This window comes from Gelidibacter japonicus (assembly GCF_010725055.1).
GTDB lineage: Bacteria > Bacteroidota > Bacteroidia > Flavobacteriales > Flavobacteriaceae > Gelidibacter > Gelidibacter japonicus.
On sequence record NZ_BJKB01000005.1, the window covers coordinates 197945 to 213022 of the forward strand.

14 protein-coding genes are annotated in these 15078 nt (G+C 38.4%); 13 read left to right on the plus strand and 1 reads right to left on the minus strand.

Features of this window, described 5'->3' with window-relative positions; all coding sequences use genetic code 11:
* Window positions 1-43: 43 nt before the first annotated feature.
* Complete coding sequence (locus G6N06_RS07410; RefSeq protein WP_163515436.1) at window positions 44-1990, plus strand: S9 family peptidase; 1947 nt, start codon at window positions 44-46, stop codon at window positions 1988-1990.
* Between the two features lie 121 nt (window positions 1991-2111).
* On the opposite strand, the gene G6N06_RS07415 is transcribed toward G6N06_RS07410, so the two are convergent.
* Window positions 2112-2747 carry a Crp/Fnr family transcriptional regulator gene (locus G6N06_RS07415; RefSeq protein ID WP_240338004.1) on the minus strand — a complete coding sequence of 212 codons (636 nt, stop codon included), beginning with the start codon at window positions 2745-2747 and terminating at the stop codon, window positions 2112-2114.
* Between the two features lie 145 nt (window positions 2748-2892).
* Here G6N06_RS07415 and G6N06_RS07420 point away from each other — a divergent pair, with 145 nt between their 5' ends.
* The 12 genes from G6N06_RS07420 to G6N06_RS07475 all read left to right on the plus strand — a co-directional run bounded on the left by G6N06_RS07420 (window position 2893) and on the right by G6N06_RS07475 (window position 15078).
* The gene (locus G6N06_RS07420; protein ID WP_163515440.1) at window positions 2893-5268 is read left to right on the plus strand and encodes a heavy metal translocating P-type ATPase; all 2376 of its coding nucleotides are present in this window, start codon (window positions 2893-2895) and stop codon (window positions 5266-5268) included.
* Window positions 5269-5625: 357 nt separating this feature from the next.
* Entirely contained in the window at window positions 5626-5811 is a 186-nt protein-coding gene (gene ccoS, locus G6N06_RS07425; RefSeq protein ID WP_163515443.1) for a cbb3-type cytochrome oxidase assembly protein CcoS, read from the plus strand.
* 19 nt (window positions 5812-5830) lie between these two features.
* On the plus strand, window positions 5831-8014 hold the full coding sequence (gene ccoN, locus G6N06_RS07430; protein ID WP_163515445.1) for a cytochrome-c oxidase, cbb3-type subunit I: 2184 nt from the start codon (window positions 5831-5833) through the stop codon (window positions 8012-8014).
* 5 nt (window positions 8015-8019) lie between these two features.
* Entirely contained in the window at window positions 8020-8205 is a 186-nt protein-coding gene (locus G6N06_RS07435; RefSeq protein ID WP_163515447.1) for a CcoQ/FixQ family Cbb3-type cytochrome c oxidase assembly chaperone, read from the plus strand.
* On the plus strand, window positions 8202-9080 hold the full coding sequence (locus tag G6N06_RS07440; protein ID WP_163515449.1) for a cbb3-type cytochrome c oxidase N-terminal domain-containing protein: 879 nt from the start codon (window positions 8202-8204) through the stop codon (window positions 9078-9080). The genes G6N06_RS07435 and G6N06_RS07440 overlap by 4 nt, the downstream gene beginning before the upstream one ends.
* Window positions 9081-9144: 64 nt before the next feature.
* Window positions 9145-10569 carry a cytochrome c oxidase accessory protein CcoG gene (gene ccoG / locus G6N06_RS07445; RefSeq protein WP_163515450.1) on the plus strand — a complete coding sequence of 475 codons (1425 nt, stop codon included), beginning with the start codon at window positions 9145-9147 and terminating at the stop codon, window positions 10567-10569.
* 121 nt (window positions 10570-10690) lie between these two features.
* Complete coding sequence (locus G6N06_RS07450) at window positions 10691-11137, plus strand: FixH family protein (protein ID WP_163515452.1); 447 nt, start codon at window positions 10691-10693, stop codon at window positions 11135-11137.
* A complete protein-coding gene (locus G6N06_RS07455; protein ID WP_163515454.1) occupies window positions 11138-11839 on the plus strand; it encodes a sulfite exporter TauE/SafE family protein in 702 nt (233 codons plus the stop codon).
* A gap of 77 nt (window positions 11840-11916) precedes the next feature.
* On the plus strand, window positions 11917-12351 hold the full coding sequence (locus tag G6N06_RS07460) for an RrF2 family transcriptional regulator (RefSeq protein WP_163515456.1): 435 nt from the start codon (window positions 11917-11919) through the stop codon (window positions 12349-12351).
* A 102-nt stretch (window positions 12352-12453) separates the two neighbouring features.
* Entirely contained in the window at window positions 12454-13185 is a 732-nt protein-coding gene (gene ric, locus G6N06_RS07465; RefSeq protein WP_163515458.1) for an iron-sulfur cluster repair di-iron protein, read from the plus strand.
* A gap of 251 nt (window positions 13186-13436) precedes the next feature.
* Entirely contained in the window at window positions 13437-14645 is a 1209-nt protein-coding gene (locus G6N06_RS07470; RefSeq protein WP_163515460.1) for a hypothetical protein, read from the plus strand.
* The gene (locus G6N06_RS07475; RefSeq protein ID WP_163515462.1) at window positions 14617-15078 is read left to right on the plus strand and encodes a hemerythrin domain-containing protein; all 462 of its coding nucleotides are present in this window, start codon (window positions 14617-14619) and stop codon (window positions 15076-15078) included. Before G6N06_RS07470 ends, G6N06_RS07475 begins: the two co-directional genes overlap by 29 nt.

Genomic DNA, 15078 nt, shown 5'->3' on the forward strand with positions numbered 1-15078 from the left:
GATAACAGGTGTATTCGCTACAACCAACTAAAACACTAAAATCATGAAACATTTAATTTTTGCAATTACCCTTCTTCTCTGCATTTCATGCAAAGATCAAAAAGAGGAGAAAAAAGAAGATACTGCCATCAAAGTTGAGCAGTACACCATTGAACAATTTATGGATAACGAAGCCGTAACTGGTGGCAGTTTTTCTTTTGACAATTCCAAGCTCCTGATTTCAAGTAACCAATCGGGAATCTTCAATGTTTACACGGTGCCCATCACAGGAGGCAACTACACTCCGATCACTGCTTCCGACAGCACGTCCTATTTTGCAGAATCATTTTTTCCCCATGATGACCGCATGTTACTGTCCGCAGACGGCAATGGCGATGAAATCGACCATATTTATTTACGCGATACTACAGGAACCATTAAAGATCTGACCCCTGAGAAAGGTGCAAAATCGCAATTCTATGGTTGGGCGGATGACGGTAAATCCTTTTACTATGGATCCAACAAAATGAATCCAAAATTTTTCGATGTCTATGAAATGGATGTTTCTAATTTCAACTCTAAAATGATCTATCAAAATAATGATGGCTTGAATTTTAATGGCATTTCAAAAGATAAAAATTATATCGCCTTGGCGCAATCCTTAAACACCAATGACAGCGATTTATATGTCTATAATGTAAAAACAAGACAAAAAACGAAGGTCAACAGCAATCAAAGCGGCAATTCTGCACAGGATTTCTTAAATGATAATCTTTATTATACTACCGATGATGGAGGAGAATTTTCCTATTTGATGAAATATGATCTTAGAACCGAGGAGAAATCTAAGGTTCTTGAAAAATCATGGGATATTGCGGGTGCAGGTTTCACCAAAAACGGCACCTATATGGTCGTTTATGTGAATGAAGATGGGAAAAATGTCATTGAAGTAATAGATGTCGCTACAAACACGCCAATCGATTTACCTGATTTTGGAGATCAAAGTATAACCAGCGTTGGTTTCAGTGATGACGAACAATGGATGCGTTTGTATGTTGGAGGCTCCAATATGCCATCCAATCTCTATACCTATAATTTTAAAACAAAAGAACAATATCAACTGACCAATGTCCTTAACGATGAGATTCATCCAGAAGATTTAGTGACCGCCAAGGTTATTCGCTATAAATCTTTTGATGGTGTAGAGATTCCCGCAATTTATTACCTTCCTCATCAAGCTTCAAAGGACAACAAGGTTCCTGCAATGGTTTGGGTGCACGGAGGACCAGGAGGGCAGTCACGACAAGGATTCAATTCGTTTATTCAATATATGGTCAATCATGGTTATGCGGTTTTAGCCGTCAATAATCGTGGCAGCAGCGGGTACGGTAAAACTTTTTATCAAATGGACGACTTGAATCACGGTGAAAAGGATTTACAGGACTGTGTGGAAGGCAAGAACTGGCTGGCCAGCCAACCGGAAATTGATGGTGATAAAATTGGAATTATTGGAGGGTCTTACGGTGGTTATATGACCATGGCAGCATTGACCTACGCTCCAGAAGAGTTTGATGTAGGCGTCAATTTATTTGGGGTGACCAATTGGATCAGGACTTTAAAAAGCATTCCACCTTATTGGGAATCTATGAGAAAATCACTGTACTTAGAATTAGGTGATCCATTTACAGAAGATTCTGTGCGGCTCAAACGTATTTCGCCATTATTCCATACAGATAAAGTCACCAAGCCATTGATTGTGTTGCAGGGCGCTCAAGACCCGAGGGTATTACAGGTAGAATCTGATGAAATTGTCGCAGGAGTCCGAAAAAATGGGGTTCCAGTGGAATACGTTCTCTTTGAGGATGAAGGACACGGTTTTATCAAAAAAGAAAATCAAATTGAAGCTTATAGTAGGGTACTTCAGTTTTTAGATAAATATTTGAAGAATGCCAATGCGCTTCTCGATGGCGAAATGAAAGCTACTGAAATTAAAGCTAAAAACGCGTCTTAGTGATACGGAACATTTAGAAATTTTCAAAACAGCCCTAAAGCATTCGAAAGCTTTGGGGTTTGTTTTTTAAACCAATTAAGTCCATTGGTCAAATGATCCTAAAAAACAATGAGAGTCTACCTCATTCAACACGCTCCAACTCCTTGAGTTTTTCAATTTTAATTCTTTTGCCTGAAGTAGAAATCAGACCTTCTTTTTTAAATTGGGATAAAATCCGGATGGCAGATTCAGTTGCTGTTCCGACGATGCTCGCATAGTCTTCACGGGATAGCTTGACATTCAAATAGCCGTCTTCAGTCTCACCGAAGGTTTTGCTTACATAAGTCAAAGCCTCGGCCAAACGTTGCCTGACCGACTTTTGGGCCATATTGATAAGGTCCCCTTCGGCTTCCCTTAAATCCTGGGCCAAATTCTGCAACACATTAAATGAAAATTCTTGGTTGGATTTAATATTGCCCAGTATCTGATCCTTTGGGACATAGCAAAGTTCTACATCATTAAGAGCCACCGCACTCAAATGGGTGCGTTCTTCACTGATAACTGAACGCTGGCCAATTAACTTGCCCTTACCCATCAATTTGACAGTATGATCCTTGCCATTGGCACTCAACTTGATCATTTTACAGATGCCCTCTCTCACACAATATACACCTGAGAGCAATTCGTTTTCGCCAAAAATGACTTCACCCTTCTTAAAATACAGTGTTCTCTTGCATGCAGCCACATCTCTGAGTTCTTCTTTTGTCAAAGTTTTCATCGAATTCAATTGACGTGCAATGCATTGCTCGCATCTACTCATACCTAAATTTATTGACCCCCAAAATTAAGAAAAACATGACAATTATCATAGTTTAAATGATAATCATTTCCGACCTTTGCAAAAGGTATAAATGAGCATAATTATGGAATCTTCAACTTGTTTCCACTGTGGAGATCTTTCTGATTCTTCCACAATTTTTTTTGACGACAAATCATTCTGTTGCCAAGGTTGCAAGACGGTTTATGAAATCTTCTCTGAAAATGATCTCACCTGTTACTATGACCTGCAATCTGCTCCCGGGACCACGCCAAAAGACATTCAGGGAAAATATGACTTTCTTTCCCAACAGAACATTATTGACAAATTGGTGGAGTTTGATGACGGCAAGTCACAAATAGCCACACTTTATATTCCACAAATCCATTGTAGTTCCTGCATTTGGATTCTTGAAAATCTAAATAAGCTCAATAGTCATATTTCATCTTCGCAGGTTGACTTTGGCAAGAAAACGGTGCGACTTCAATTCAACTCTCAAAATTACAGCTTAAAAGAAGCGGTCATTTTGCTAAGTTCCATCGGATATGAGCCTTATATTAGCCTGGAGGATTTCTCAACAGGAAAAAGCCAGGTGAACCGCTCCTTAATATACAAACTAGGGATCGCAGGATTTGCATTTGGCAATGTCATGTTTCTATCATTTCCTGAGTATTTTGAAGTGAAAGAGTTTTGGCTCGACCAATACAAGCCTTTTTTTAGATGGTTGATGTTTGCCTTTTCCCTTCCAGTGGTTTTTTATTCTTCACAAGATTATTATATCTCTGCCTACAAAGGCTTGCGCGCCAAAGTTTTGAATATTGACGTCCCCATTGCACTGGGAATCATCGTGCTTTTTTTACGAAGCACTTGGGATATTGTTTTTGATTTGGGCTCAGGCTTTTTTGATAGTTTAACCGGCTTGTTGTTTTTCTTATTGCTGGGTAAATTCTTTCAACAAAAAACCTATTCGTTCCTTTCTTTTGAACGCGACTATAAATCCTATTTCCCAATTGCCATTACCAAGATTTCTAAAAATGGTGAGGAACATCCCATTCAAGTGTATGATATCAAAAAGGGCGACCGATTATTGATTAGAAACGAAGAATTGATACCGGTAGATGGTGTACTCATCAAAGGAAAAGCAAAAATAGATTATAGTTTCGTTACAGGAGAATCGGACCCTGTGAGCAAGGTCTCGGGAGACAAACTTTTTGCCGGTGGCAAACAGGCTTCCGGAAGTATAGAAATGGAAGCTTTAAAAAGTGTTGAACAGAGTTATTTGACACAGTTGTGGGGCAATGATGTGTTCAATAAGGACAAAGCCGACGGATTTACAACCTTGACCAACTTAATCAGTAAACGATTTACCATTGTCGTTCTGAGCATCGCCTTTATTTCTACGGCATTCTGGCTGTTTGTTGATGCCAGCAAAGCCTTGAATGTGTTTACCTCTGTTTTGATTATTGCCTGTCCTTGTGCCATAGCCTTGGCAGCACCATTTACACTTGGCAATATACTTCGCATTTTTGGCAAGCATAAATTCTACCTAAAAAATGCCACCGTTATTGAACAGTTGGCAGCGATAGACACCATCATATTTGATAAAACCGGTACTATTACTTCCAATAAGCAAAGCACGGCGACTTATGAAGGAGATGCACTTTCTTCGTCCGAAGAGGTATTATTAAAAAACACGTTAAGAGGGTCCAACCATCCCTTGAGCCGAACACTTTACGACCTATTGGAAGAAAATGACATTATCATGCTCGATCAATTTGAAGAGCATGTGGGACAAGGTATTCAAGGGGTACACCAACAGGACAGTATCAAAATTGGGTCTGCAAATTTTGTTGGAAAGACCAACGATACTGCGGTTCTTAACACTTCAGTCCATATCAGTACCAACGACGCCTATAAAGGAAAGTTCACCTTTTACAATAGCTACCGAAAAGGATTGTCGCAATTGTTCAACAAACTCAAAAAAAATTACGATTTAGCAATACTCTCCGGTGACAACGAGGGCGAAATGGAAAATTTAAAAAAACTGCTTCCAGCAAGGACCAAATTGCTTTTCAACCAAAAACCAGATGATAAATTAGAATACATTAAGCACCATCAGAGTGAAGGGGCCAAAGTCTTAATGATTGGCGATGGACTGAATGATTCCGGCGCGCTGGCCCAAAGCAATGTAGGCATTGCGATTTCAGAAAATGTCAATGTCTTCTCTCCTGCATGTGATGCTATTTTGGATGCAGTCAAATTCAATAATCTTAGCGATTTTATTAACTTGTCAAAATCGGCCATCAAAATCGTAAAGTGGAGCTTTGTGTTGTCATTTATGTACAACGTGGTAGGGGTCTCTTTTGCCGTAACCGGACGACTAGAACCTGTTGTTGCAGCCATATTGATGCCTTTAAGTTCCATAAGTATCGTGGTTTATACGACAATCGCTACAAATGTAACGGCGCGGAGATTAAAATAAATAACAACACAGGAATCCATTTTCTTGTCTATGAATAAAAACTTTAGGTCTTAAATGATTAAACAAAAAAGTCCACCTACATAATAGGGAAGTACACAAAAAAGTAGTTTTACGCCCGGCAGGTTAAGCTTTGGTCTATCTCAATTCCGATGTCAATCGTTACAATCACCAAAACCTTATGCACTTGGCCTTTAATTTTCGGATGTTATCAATAAACTGTGTGAATTAACAAGGTGATAAAAATAGAAAGTTTATAAAAATATTCCGATATTCGTATTTCAAATCATTAAAACATGATAATTATCATAAAATAACAAAATGGTCAAATGTATTTTTGAACCATAACTTCTATAAGGTATGAGCGTTATATATTTATTACTGAGTCTTAGTATTTTAGTAGCCGTCATCTTTTTTGTTGCCTTCATTTTCGCCGTAAAAAACGGACAGTATGATGATAGCTACACACCATCCGTACGTATGCTTTTTGAAGATGAATTAGTAAAAGAAAAACCAAAAACATTAAAAAAATCAAAAACTAACTAACCAAGAATAATTTTTTACTATGGAAATGCAACAATTCTATTACGATAACAAAGTCGTTAAGAAATTCCTCTATGCCACCTTGTTCTGGGGTCTTATTGGTATGATCGTCGGACTCTTTTTAGCTTTTCTATTCCTTTTTCCAAATCTGACCGATGGCATTTCATGGCTGAGTTTTGGACGGTTAAGACCATTACATACCAATGCGGTTATTTTCGCCTTTGTAGGTAATGCTATTTTTGCTGGGGTGTATTACTCATCACAAAGGTTACTAAAAGCCAGGATGTTCAGTGATGCCTTAAGCAATATTAACTTTTGGGGCTGGCAATTAATCATTGCTGCAGCGGCAATTACTTTGCCTTTGGGTTTTTCCACCTCAAAAGAATACGCAGAATTGGAATGGCCAATTGATATTGCCATTGCTTTTGTATGGGTTGTTTTTGGCTGGAACCTTATTGGGACGATACTAAAAAGAAGACAACGCCATTTGTATGTAGCCATTTGGTTCTATATTGCCACTTTTGTTACAGTTGCCGTACTCCATATATTCAATAGCTTGGAACTGCCTGTCAGTGCTTTCAAAAGTTACTCTGTTTATGCCGGTGTTCAGGATGCCTTGGTACAGTGGTGGTATGGGCATAACGCTGTAGCATTTTTCTTGACCACACCGTTTTTGGGACTTATGTACTATTTCGTTCCAAAGGCAGCCAACAGGCCTGTTTATTCCTATAGACTTTCCATAGTCCACTTCTGGTCCCTGATATTTATTTATATCTGGGCAGGACCGCATCACTTATTATATACAGCGTTACCTGAATGGGCTCAGAACTTAGGTGTGGCGTTCTCAGTCATGTTGTTAATGCCTTCTTGGGGAGGGATGATCAACGGACTCTTAACATTGCGAGGAGCCTGGGACAAGGTAAGAACGGATCCTGTTCTTAAATTCATGGTTGTTGCCATTACCGGATATGGGATGGCCACCTTTGAAGGTCCGATGTTATCACTCAAAAACGTAAATGCCATTGCTCATTATACAGATTGGATTATTGCCCATGTCCACGTAGGTGCTTTGGCCTGGAATGGATTCTTAGCCTTTGGAATGGTCTATTGGCTGATCCCTCGCTTGACCAAATCGAAACTATATTCCACTGGAATGGCGAATCTTCATTTCTGGATCGGGACCCTAGGAATCATCATGTATGCTTTGCCATTGTACGTAGCCGGGTTTACCCAGGCGAGTATGTGGAAACAATTTAATCCTGATGGTAGTTTGGTTTACGGTAACTTCCTGGAAACCGTTACTGAAATTATGCCAATGTATTGGATGCGTGCCATTGGGGGTACTTTATACCTGACCGGAATGATCGTCATGATCTATAATATTGTTCAAACGGTTAGAAAAGGTAGTGCTGTTACGGACGAGTTGGCAGAAGCTCCTGCACTACAACGTGTCTCCAAGGGAATGGTTGCTGGTGAACATTGGCACAGCTGGTTAGAGCGTAGACCAATACAGTTGACAATTGGTGCGACAATAGCGATTTTAATTGGTGGTATTGTGCAAATCATACCAACCATTATGATAGATTCCAACATCCCAACCATTACCAGTGTGAAGCCTTACACTCCACTCGAACTTGAAGGAAGGGATCTATATATCCGCGAAGGTTGCGTTGGATGTCACTCTCAAATGATTAGGCCATTTAGGGACGAAGTTGAACGCTATGGCGAATTCTCAAAAGCTGGCGAATATGTCTATGACCATCCGTTCTTATGGGGAAGTAAACGTACCGGACCTGACTTACACAGAATTGGTGGCAAATACTCTGACAGTTGGCACTTCAATCATATGTATGACCCACAGAGTACCTCCTCAGGATCCATCATGCCTGGTTATAAATGGCTGATTACTGATAAATTGGACAAATCCGTCACTGAGAGAAAGATGAGGACGATGATGGCCTTGGGAGTGCCATATACTGACGAAGATGTAGCCAATGCACAACAAAGCATGACGGAGCAGGGAACACAGATTGAGCAAAACCTTTATGGTGATCCAGCGTTTGCAGAGGCTTACGAAAGAGATAAAGAAAATAGCGGTCCTGATTTTGTTGAAATGCGCGATCGGGAAATTGTGGCAATTATCGCCTATTTACAACGTCTCGGCACGGATATTAAAGTCAAAGATTTAGAAACAACACAAAACTAGTCATTATGCTGAAATATATAAAAAACCATATGGACAGTATTTCAGGTATTGAAATATATCCAATGATCTCCTTACTTATATTTTTCATTTTTTTCGTAGCACTTTTTTGGTGGGTCATTACGGCCAAAAAAGATTATATCGATAGAATGAGCAACATACCTTTAGACAACGAAAACGAAATACAATTATGAGAAATTTAATTCCAGCATACGTTAGGGTGCCCCTATTATTCTTTATCATTTGGGGTATTATAGAATTGTTTGTGGGAACACCGCACGAACCAGCATTTATGAACAATCCAATGGTTTTATTGTTCTTGTTGTTAGTGTTGCTTCTCATTTTAGGTATTGAAGCTATTATTGCCGCTCTCGAGAATGTGATGTTTCAAAGTTTGGACGAAGCTGCGAAAGCCCGATATTTAACTACCAAAACATCAACTCCGAAAATTGTGGAATGGGTCAAAAAAACCTATAAAAAGATGTTAGGTTCCAAACCAATTGAAAAAGAAGGAGAAATTATTCTTGACCACGACTATGATGGTATCAGAGAATTAGACAATGATCTTCCTCCATGGTGGCGTTATGGTTTTTACGCTTCAATTGTATTCGCAGCAATCTATCTCTTACGTTATCATGTCTTTGACGGTCCAAACCAATATGACGAGTTACAAACTACTCTGGAAATCGCTAAAACAGAATTGGAAGAGTACAAAAAGACAGCCAAAGATTTGGTCGATTTTGAATCTGTAACGGTTTTAACCGATGCGGCAGATTTAGCAAACGGAAAAATTGTTTACGACGCTTATTGCGTGGCATGCCATATGCCTGATGGTGGTGGTGGAATTGGCCCTAACCTGACGGATGAATACTGGATTCTGGGCGGTGGCATCAAGAATATTTTCCACACCGTAAGTGAAGGTGGACGTAGTGGAAAAGGAATGGTACCATGGAAATCGACATTAACACCAATTGAAATGGCACAGGTATCAAGTTACATCCTGACATTCCAAGGGACAACCCCTGCAAACCCTAAAGAGCCAGAAGGAGATCTCTGGGTCGATGAATAGATAAATTTACTTGGTTCTTTATTTTTAAAAACTGATCATATCCTTAGTGATAAAATTATAAAACGTGGAAACACCGCAAAACGAAAGCTTTAGAGACTCAATAGGCACACTTACAGAAGAAGGTAAACGTAAATGGGTGTTTCCCAAAAAACCAAGCGGTAAATTTTACGATTATCGAAAATGGGTGAGCTACATTCTCTTAGCCTTCTTTTTGACGGCCCCATTTATTAAAATTAACGGTAACCAGTTCTTAATGTTCAATATTTTAGAACGCCGTTTTAATATTTTCGGTTTTCCTTTTTGGCCCCAGGACTTTCATCTTTTCGTCATATCAATGTTAATTGGTGTGATTTTCATTGCCCTGTTTACCGTAGCTTTTGGACGTATTTTCTGCGGATGGATTTGTCCACAGACTATTTTTATGGAAATGGTCTTCAGGCGGATTGAATACGCCATTGAAGGCGATAGAGGTGCACAGATGCGTTTGGACCGACAAGAATGGAATGCAGAAAAGATCAGGAAACGTGGATTTAAATGGTTCTTGTTCCTAACAATTTCATTTATCATTGCCAACGTGTTTTTAGCGTTTTTGATAGGGAGTGACAAGCTGATGGTCTATATTGCTGAAGGGCCTGTGGCTCACGCCAGTACATTGATTCCATTGCTTATTTTTACGGGTGTTTTTTACTTTGTATTTGCCTGGTTCCGGGAGCAAGTATGTATTATCGCCTGTCCTTACGGAAGATTACAAGGTGTTCTATTGGATAATAAATCGATCGTTGTTGCCTATGATCACAAACGAGGTGAAGGGGAAAATGGGAGAAAAAAATTCCGAAAAAACGAAGACAGGGAAGCACTTGGTTATGGAGACTGTATTGATTGTTTTCAATGTGTAAATGTGTGTCCAACAGGTATCGATATTAGAAATGGAACCCAATTGGAATGTATCAATTGCACGGCTTGTATTGACGAATGCGATCATATTATGGAGAGCATCAATCTGCCAAAGGGTCTGATCAGATATGCCAGTGAAGAAAATATTGAAAAGAAAAAGAAATTTGAATTTACACCACGTCTAAAAGGTTACTCTGCTGTATTGGTAATCTTGACAGGTTTGCTCATAGGCATGTTGCTTTTAAGAAATGAAGTAGAGGCCCGAGTTTTAAGGCTTCCTGGTCAGTTGTACGAACAGAAAGAGAACAATATAATCAGTAACGTTTTTACTTATAAACTGATCAATAAGACCACGAGAGACATTCAGGACATCAACTTTAAATTGAGAGGGTATAACGGAGTTGTCAAGGTGGTATCTGGCGATGATCGATTTAGCGTCCCGAAACAAGGATTGGCGGAAGGGACCATGTTTATTGAAATTGATAAAAGTGAATTAAAATCGGACAAGAACAAAGTAATGATTGAAGTTTACAGTGATGACGATTTGATTGAAACAACATCGGTCAACTTTTTGGGACCGAGAAGTTATAATTAGATTCCTAAAAAAGAATGAGGTAATCCGAAGGTTTGCCCCGGAAATGATGGGACCTGTGGGTTTGAGAAACTAGATATTAACAAGTTAAAAAAGAGATGCCTGCCTCTGCAGGCATAGGATTATGAAAATAAATTGGGGTACAGGTATTGTGTTGGCGTTTATAGGTTTTATAAGCTTTATAATGTATTTTGTTATTTCCTTGACCGTCAACAAAAAGTATGAACATGATTTGGTGGTTGAGAACTATTACAGTCAGGAACTGGAGTTTGAAAACGACATGAACAAACAAAAAAATGCACAACATCTAAAGGAAGATGTCACATGGAAACGGTCACCTGAAGGTATTCAACTCTCTTTTCCAAAAGATATGGATCCGTCGGAAATTACAGGTAAAGTGTTCCTATATAGACCATCTAATAAACAATTAGACTTTGAAGTTGCGATTTCATTGTCTGACCATAATTTGCTCATACCTGACAAACGTTTATTAGGTGGTCGTTGGAACCTTAAAGTAGATTGGCAATATAACGGAAATTTGTATCTATACAAAAAAGATATCGTCTATTAAATGCTGTGGTCTGCGGTCATACTTGGTCTTCTTGGAAGTTTTCATTGCGTGGGCATGTGCGGACCGATTGCCTTTATGCTTCCGGTGGATCGCCAGAACTCCACCAAAAAAGTATTTCAGATTTTCACCTATCATTTTGGAAGGATTTTAGCCTATAGTATTATCGGTCTGTTCTTCGGATTGGTTGGAAAAAGCCTTTATATTTTTGGATTGCAACAGCAACTCTCCATAGGAATCGGTATTTTGATGATTATAGTAGTGCTAATTCCAACCAAAATCTTCAATAAATACAATTTTTCAAAACCCATTTATAAACTGATTTCTAAGGTAAAGACAGGTTTAGGACAAGCTTTTAAGAGAAAAACGGCAGACACCTTTCTGATTATTGGATTTCTCAATGGATTTCTGCCTTGTGGTCTGGTTTATATGGCCGTTTTTGCCTCATTGGCAATGGACGGCGCACTCAAAGGAAGTTTATATATGGCCTTGTTTGGAATGGGCACTATCCCATTAATGACTTCAGCTATTTACCTTGGTAAATTTCTAAATAGCAAAGTTAAACAACGCATTCAAAAAGCAGTTCCGGTATTCGTGGTCATTATAGGCATATTGTTTATTCTCAGGGGCATGGGCTTGGGAATTCCATACATCTCCCCTGCTCCAGTTGTTGAAATGGTCCAAGGCAGTATTGATTGTAACTAAAAACTAAACAATTTTAATACGGATAATTTTGTCCGATTTAAAATATAATGTATATTTGCTGAACTAAAATAACTCATATGTTTTCAAAAGCTTGCGAATACGGTATCAAAGCATCTATTTATATAGCCTTGAACTCTTATGATGGCAATCGGGTCAGTTTAAAGGAAATTGCAAAAGAAATTGCTTCACCAGAAGCATTCACCGCAAAAATACTTCAGGACTTAGTAAGGAATAAAATTATAAATTCAGTAAAAGGTGCTTATGGTGGATTTGAAATTCCGAAAGAAGACATTTCCTCTATTAAGCTATCTCAAATTGTAACGGCCATCGACGGTGACGACATTTATCATGGCTGTGGTTTGGGTTTGAACGTATGCGATGAAAATCATCCTTGCCCGGTCCATGACCAATTTAAAACCATACGCAACGAATTGAAAGTAATGCTGGAAAGCACCAATCTTGAGCAATTGGCTTTGGATATCAAATCAGGAGCTTCATTTTTAAAGATTTAAAAAAAATTTATATATAAATAGGATAAAAGTATCCGAAAATAATAGTTGTCTAATTAATAATCACCCAAAAAAACCCTCGATTTAGAGGACGGGAATGAATTTATGAAAACATTACATAAAGACGCACAGAAACAGATCGGTCAATTTGTGGCAGACGATTTTAGAACCGCAGCAGTATTTTCAAACTACGGTATCGACTTTTGTTGTAAAGGAGATAGAACGGTTGAAGAAGTATGCAAAAAGAACAATATCGAAGTTGAGGAATTACTCGGTAAACTGCTGGAGATTCAAATTTCAAACAACCAACAATCCATTGATTATAAATCATGGCCGTTGGATTTATTGGCCGAATATATAGAAAAGAAACATCATCGCTATGTTGAAGAAAAGACGCCAGTACTACGTCAGTTCTTAGACAAACTTTGCAAGGTACACGGACAAAGACATCCAGAACTTTTAGAAATTACTGCACTTTTTATTGGTTGTGCTAAAGAAATGGCATCCCATATGAAGAAAGAAGAACTTATCCTCTTCCCTTTTATAAAACGTATGGTAAAGGCGCAAATGGAAGGTACCAAAATTGAATCCCCACAATTTACAACCGTTGAAAACCCAATTGCACTGATGAAACATGATCATGAACTCGAAGGCGATCGCTTCAGAAAAATCGTGGAACTTACAAATAATTATACGCCACCTGCTGATGCCTGCAACACCTACAGAGTAACTTTTGCCATGTTGGATGAATTTGAAAAAGATTTACATCTGCACATACATTTGGAAAATAACATCTTGTTCCCTAAGGCTATAGAGCTGGAACAGACCCTCAATTAGTTTTGGTTTTAATTGTTGATGAAACACTTCCTTTCCGTTTCTTACCCTGCTGTGGTTTTTGCATTTTTCATTTGAGAAAAACCAAACTTCACATAAAAGATACGATTGGAAGTGTTTTTGTTTAATATTTAAACGTTGTCTGCAAAACATTTTGTATAATCATCAAAGAATTCTTCTTTGTAAATTCTTTATTTGTAAAAAAAAAATCCTATCATAGTGGATTTATTTATGGAATAATGAAAACCTCTTAAATGCCAAAAAAACTCGTCCTTGTATGTCTGATAAACTTCCTGGTGGCTGCCTTGATGGGTTTGGTCTTAAGATACGTTTTTGTATCCCCCTACTTGCCTATCAATTTTAGATATGTCACTCATGCACACTCCCATGTAGCCATGTTGGGTTGGGTATATTTAATGCTATATGTATTAATTGTTCATCATTTCGTCCCTAGCAAAAAACCTGTTTTCAATTGGCTGTTTTGGGCGACAGAGATTTCGGTAGTTGGCATGATGGTCAGTTTCCCCATTCAAGGTTATGCTGCTATTTCCATTACTTTTTCAACCTTGCATATTTTTTGCAGCTACTATTTTGTCAGATTGATCTGGAAAAACCAACGGATTAAATCAAAACCAATCGAACGCTTACTGAAAGCGTCATTAATTTTTATGATGCTCTCCACGGTTGGGGTTTGGTGTTTGGGACCGGCAGCGGCGATTTTGGGCCAAACTTCAGCTTTTTTCCAAATAGCGATCCAATTTTTCTTGCATTTACAGTTTAATGGATGGTTTATGTTTGCTGTTCTGGCAGTATTTCTTTATCAATTCCCCATAACAGATACTCCCCTGTTTCAGCGCTTTTTCAAAACACTTATTGCTGCAACCCTACTCACGTTTGCTTTACCTGTAAGTTGGTACGCCTTTCACCCCATACTACTGTGGATTAACGGAATTGGTGTAGTCATACAACTTTTATCGGGATATTATTTCATTCTCTTGCTACAACCACATTGGAATCGGTTTTGGAGCAAGACGCCAAAAATAATTAAATGGATGTATGCTTTGGCCCTCATCTCTTTTATAATGAAAATAGCTTTGCAAACAAGCTCTATCTTCCCTGAAATCTCTAAAATGGCGTATCAGTACCACAATTTTGTTATCGGATTTATTCATTTAATGATGTTAGGTGTCATCACTGGATTCCTATTTGTGTTCCTTTTAAATTCTTCGTTGATTTCGATTAAAAGTAAGACTTTGTCCTTTGGTATCTATTGTTTTACCATTGGTTTCATTGCAACTGAGATTTTATTGCTTATTCAGGGACTTTTTTACTATTTTGCCCTTGGGATGATCCCAAATTACTATTGGCTGCTTTTTGTTAGCAGTATTCTTTTGCCCTTAGGTATTCTATTTTTTATAATAAATATTATTAATCATGAAACCAAAACCATTAAAACGACATAAAGCCCTCCAACCATTAAGCAGAGAACATCATCATGGACTGTTGCTTTCCTGGAAAATTAGAACTGGATTCAGCAAAAACATCGAAATAGAACGTATTAAAACCTATGCCGATTGGTTCTTTAATAACGAATTGATCCCACATTTTGAACTTGAAGAAGCCCATATCTTCCCGATTTTAAAAGCAGAAAACGAATTGGTAAAACGTGCGCTGGCTGAACACCGACGGTTAAAACGCCTCTTCAATGATGAAAAGGATATTGAAAGGTCCTTGCACAAGATTGAGGAGGAATTAGAGCAACACATCCGATTTGAAGAACGCATCCTTTTCCCAGAAATACAAAAAACGGCCACCGAAGCACAATTGGCACTCATTGAAGCTATTCATCATGAAGAAGGCTTTGTGGACAATGTAAACGACGAGTTTTGGATTTGA

Excerpts from the sequence above, each read along its gene's own strand:
- G6N06_RS07455 (WP_163515454.1), top strand. The coding sequence starts at position 11,138 with ATGCTGTGGTCTGCGGTCATACTTGGTCTTCTTGGAAGTTTTCATTGC.
- ric (WP_163515458.1), top strand. The coding sequence starts at position 12,454 with ATGAAAACATTACATAAAGACGCACAGAAACAGATCGGTCAATTTGTG.
- G6N06_RS07435 (WP_163515447.1), top strand. The coding sequence starts at position 8,020 with ATGCTGAAATATATAAAAAACCATATGGACAGTATTTCAGGTATTGAA.
- G6N06_RS07450 (WP_163515452.1), top strand. The coding sequence starts at position 10,691 with ATGAAAATAAATTGGGGTACAGGTATTGTGTTGGCGTTTATAGGTTTT.
- G6N06_RS07420 (WP_163515440.1), top strand. The coding sequence starts at position 2,893 with ATGGAATCTTCAACTTGTTTCCACTGTGGAGATCTTTCTGATTCTTCC.
- G6N06_RS07470 (WP_163515460.1), top strand. The coding sequence starts at position 13,437 with ATGCCAAAAAAACTCGTCCTTGTATGTCTGATAAACTTCCTGGTGGCT.
- ccoN (WP_163515445.1), top strand. The coding sequence starts at position 5,831 with ATGGAAATGCAACAATTCTATTACGATAACAAAGTCGTTAAGAAATTC.
- G6N06_RS07440 (WP_163515449.1), top strand. The coding sequence starts at position 8,202 with ATGAGAAATTTAATTCCAGCATACGTTAGGGTGCCCCTATTATTCTTT.
- G6N06_RS07475 (WP_163515462.1), top strand. The coding sequence starts at position 14,617 with ATGAAACCAAAACCATTAAAACGACATAAAGCCCTCCAACCATTAAGC.
- G6N06_RS07410 (WP_163515436.1), top strand. The coding sequence starts at position 44 with ATGAAACATTTAATTTTTGCAATTACCCTTCTTCTCTGCATTTCATGC.
- G6N06_RS07460 (WP_163515456.1), top strand. The coding sequence starts at position 11,917 with ATGTTTTCAAAAGCTTGCGAATACGGTATCAAAGCATCTATTTATATA.
- G6N06_RS07415 (WP_240338004.1), bottom strand. The coding sequence starts at position 2,747 with ATGAAAACTTTGACAAAAGAAGAACTCAGAGATGTGGCTGCATGCAAG.
- ccoS (WP_163515443.1), top strand. The coding sequence starts at position 5,626 with ATGAGCGTTATATATTTATTACTGAGTCTTAGTATTTTAGTAGCCGTC.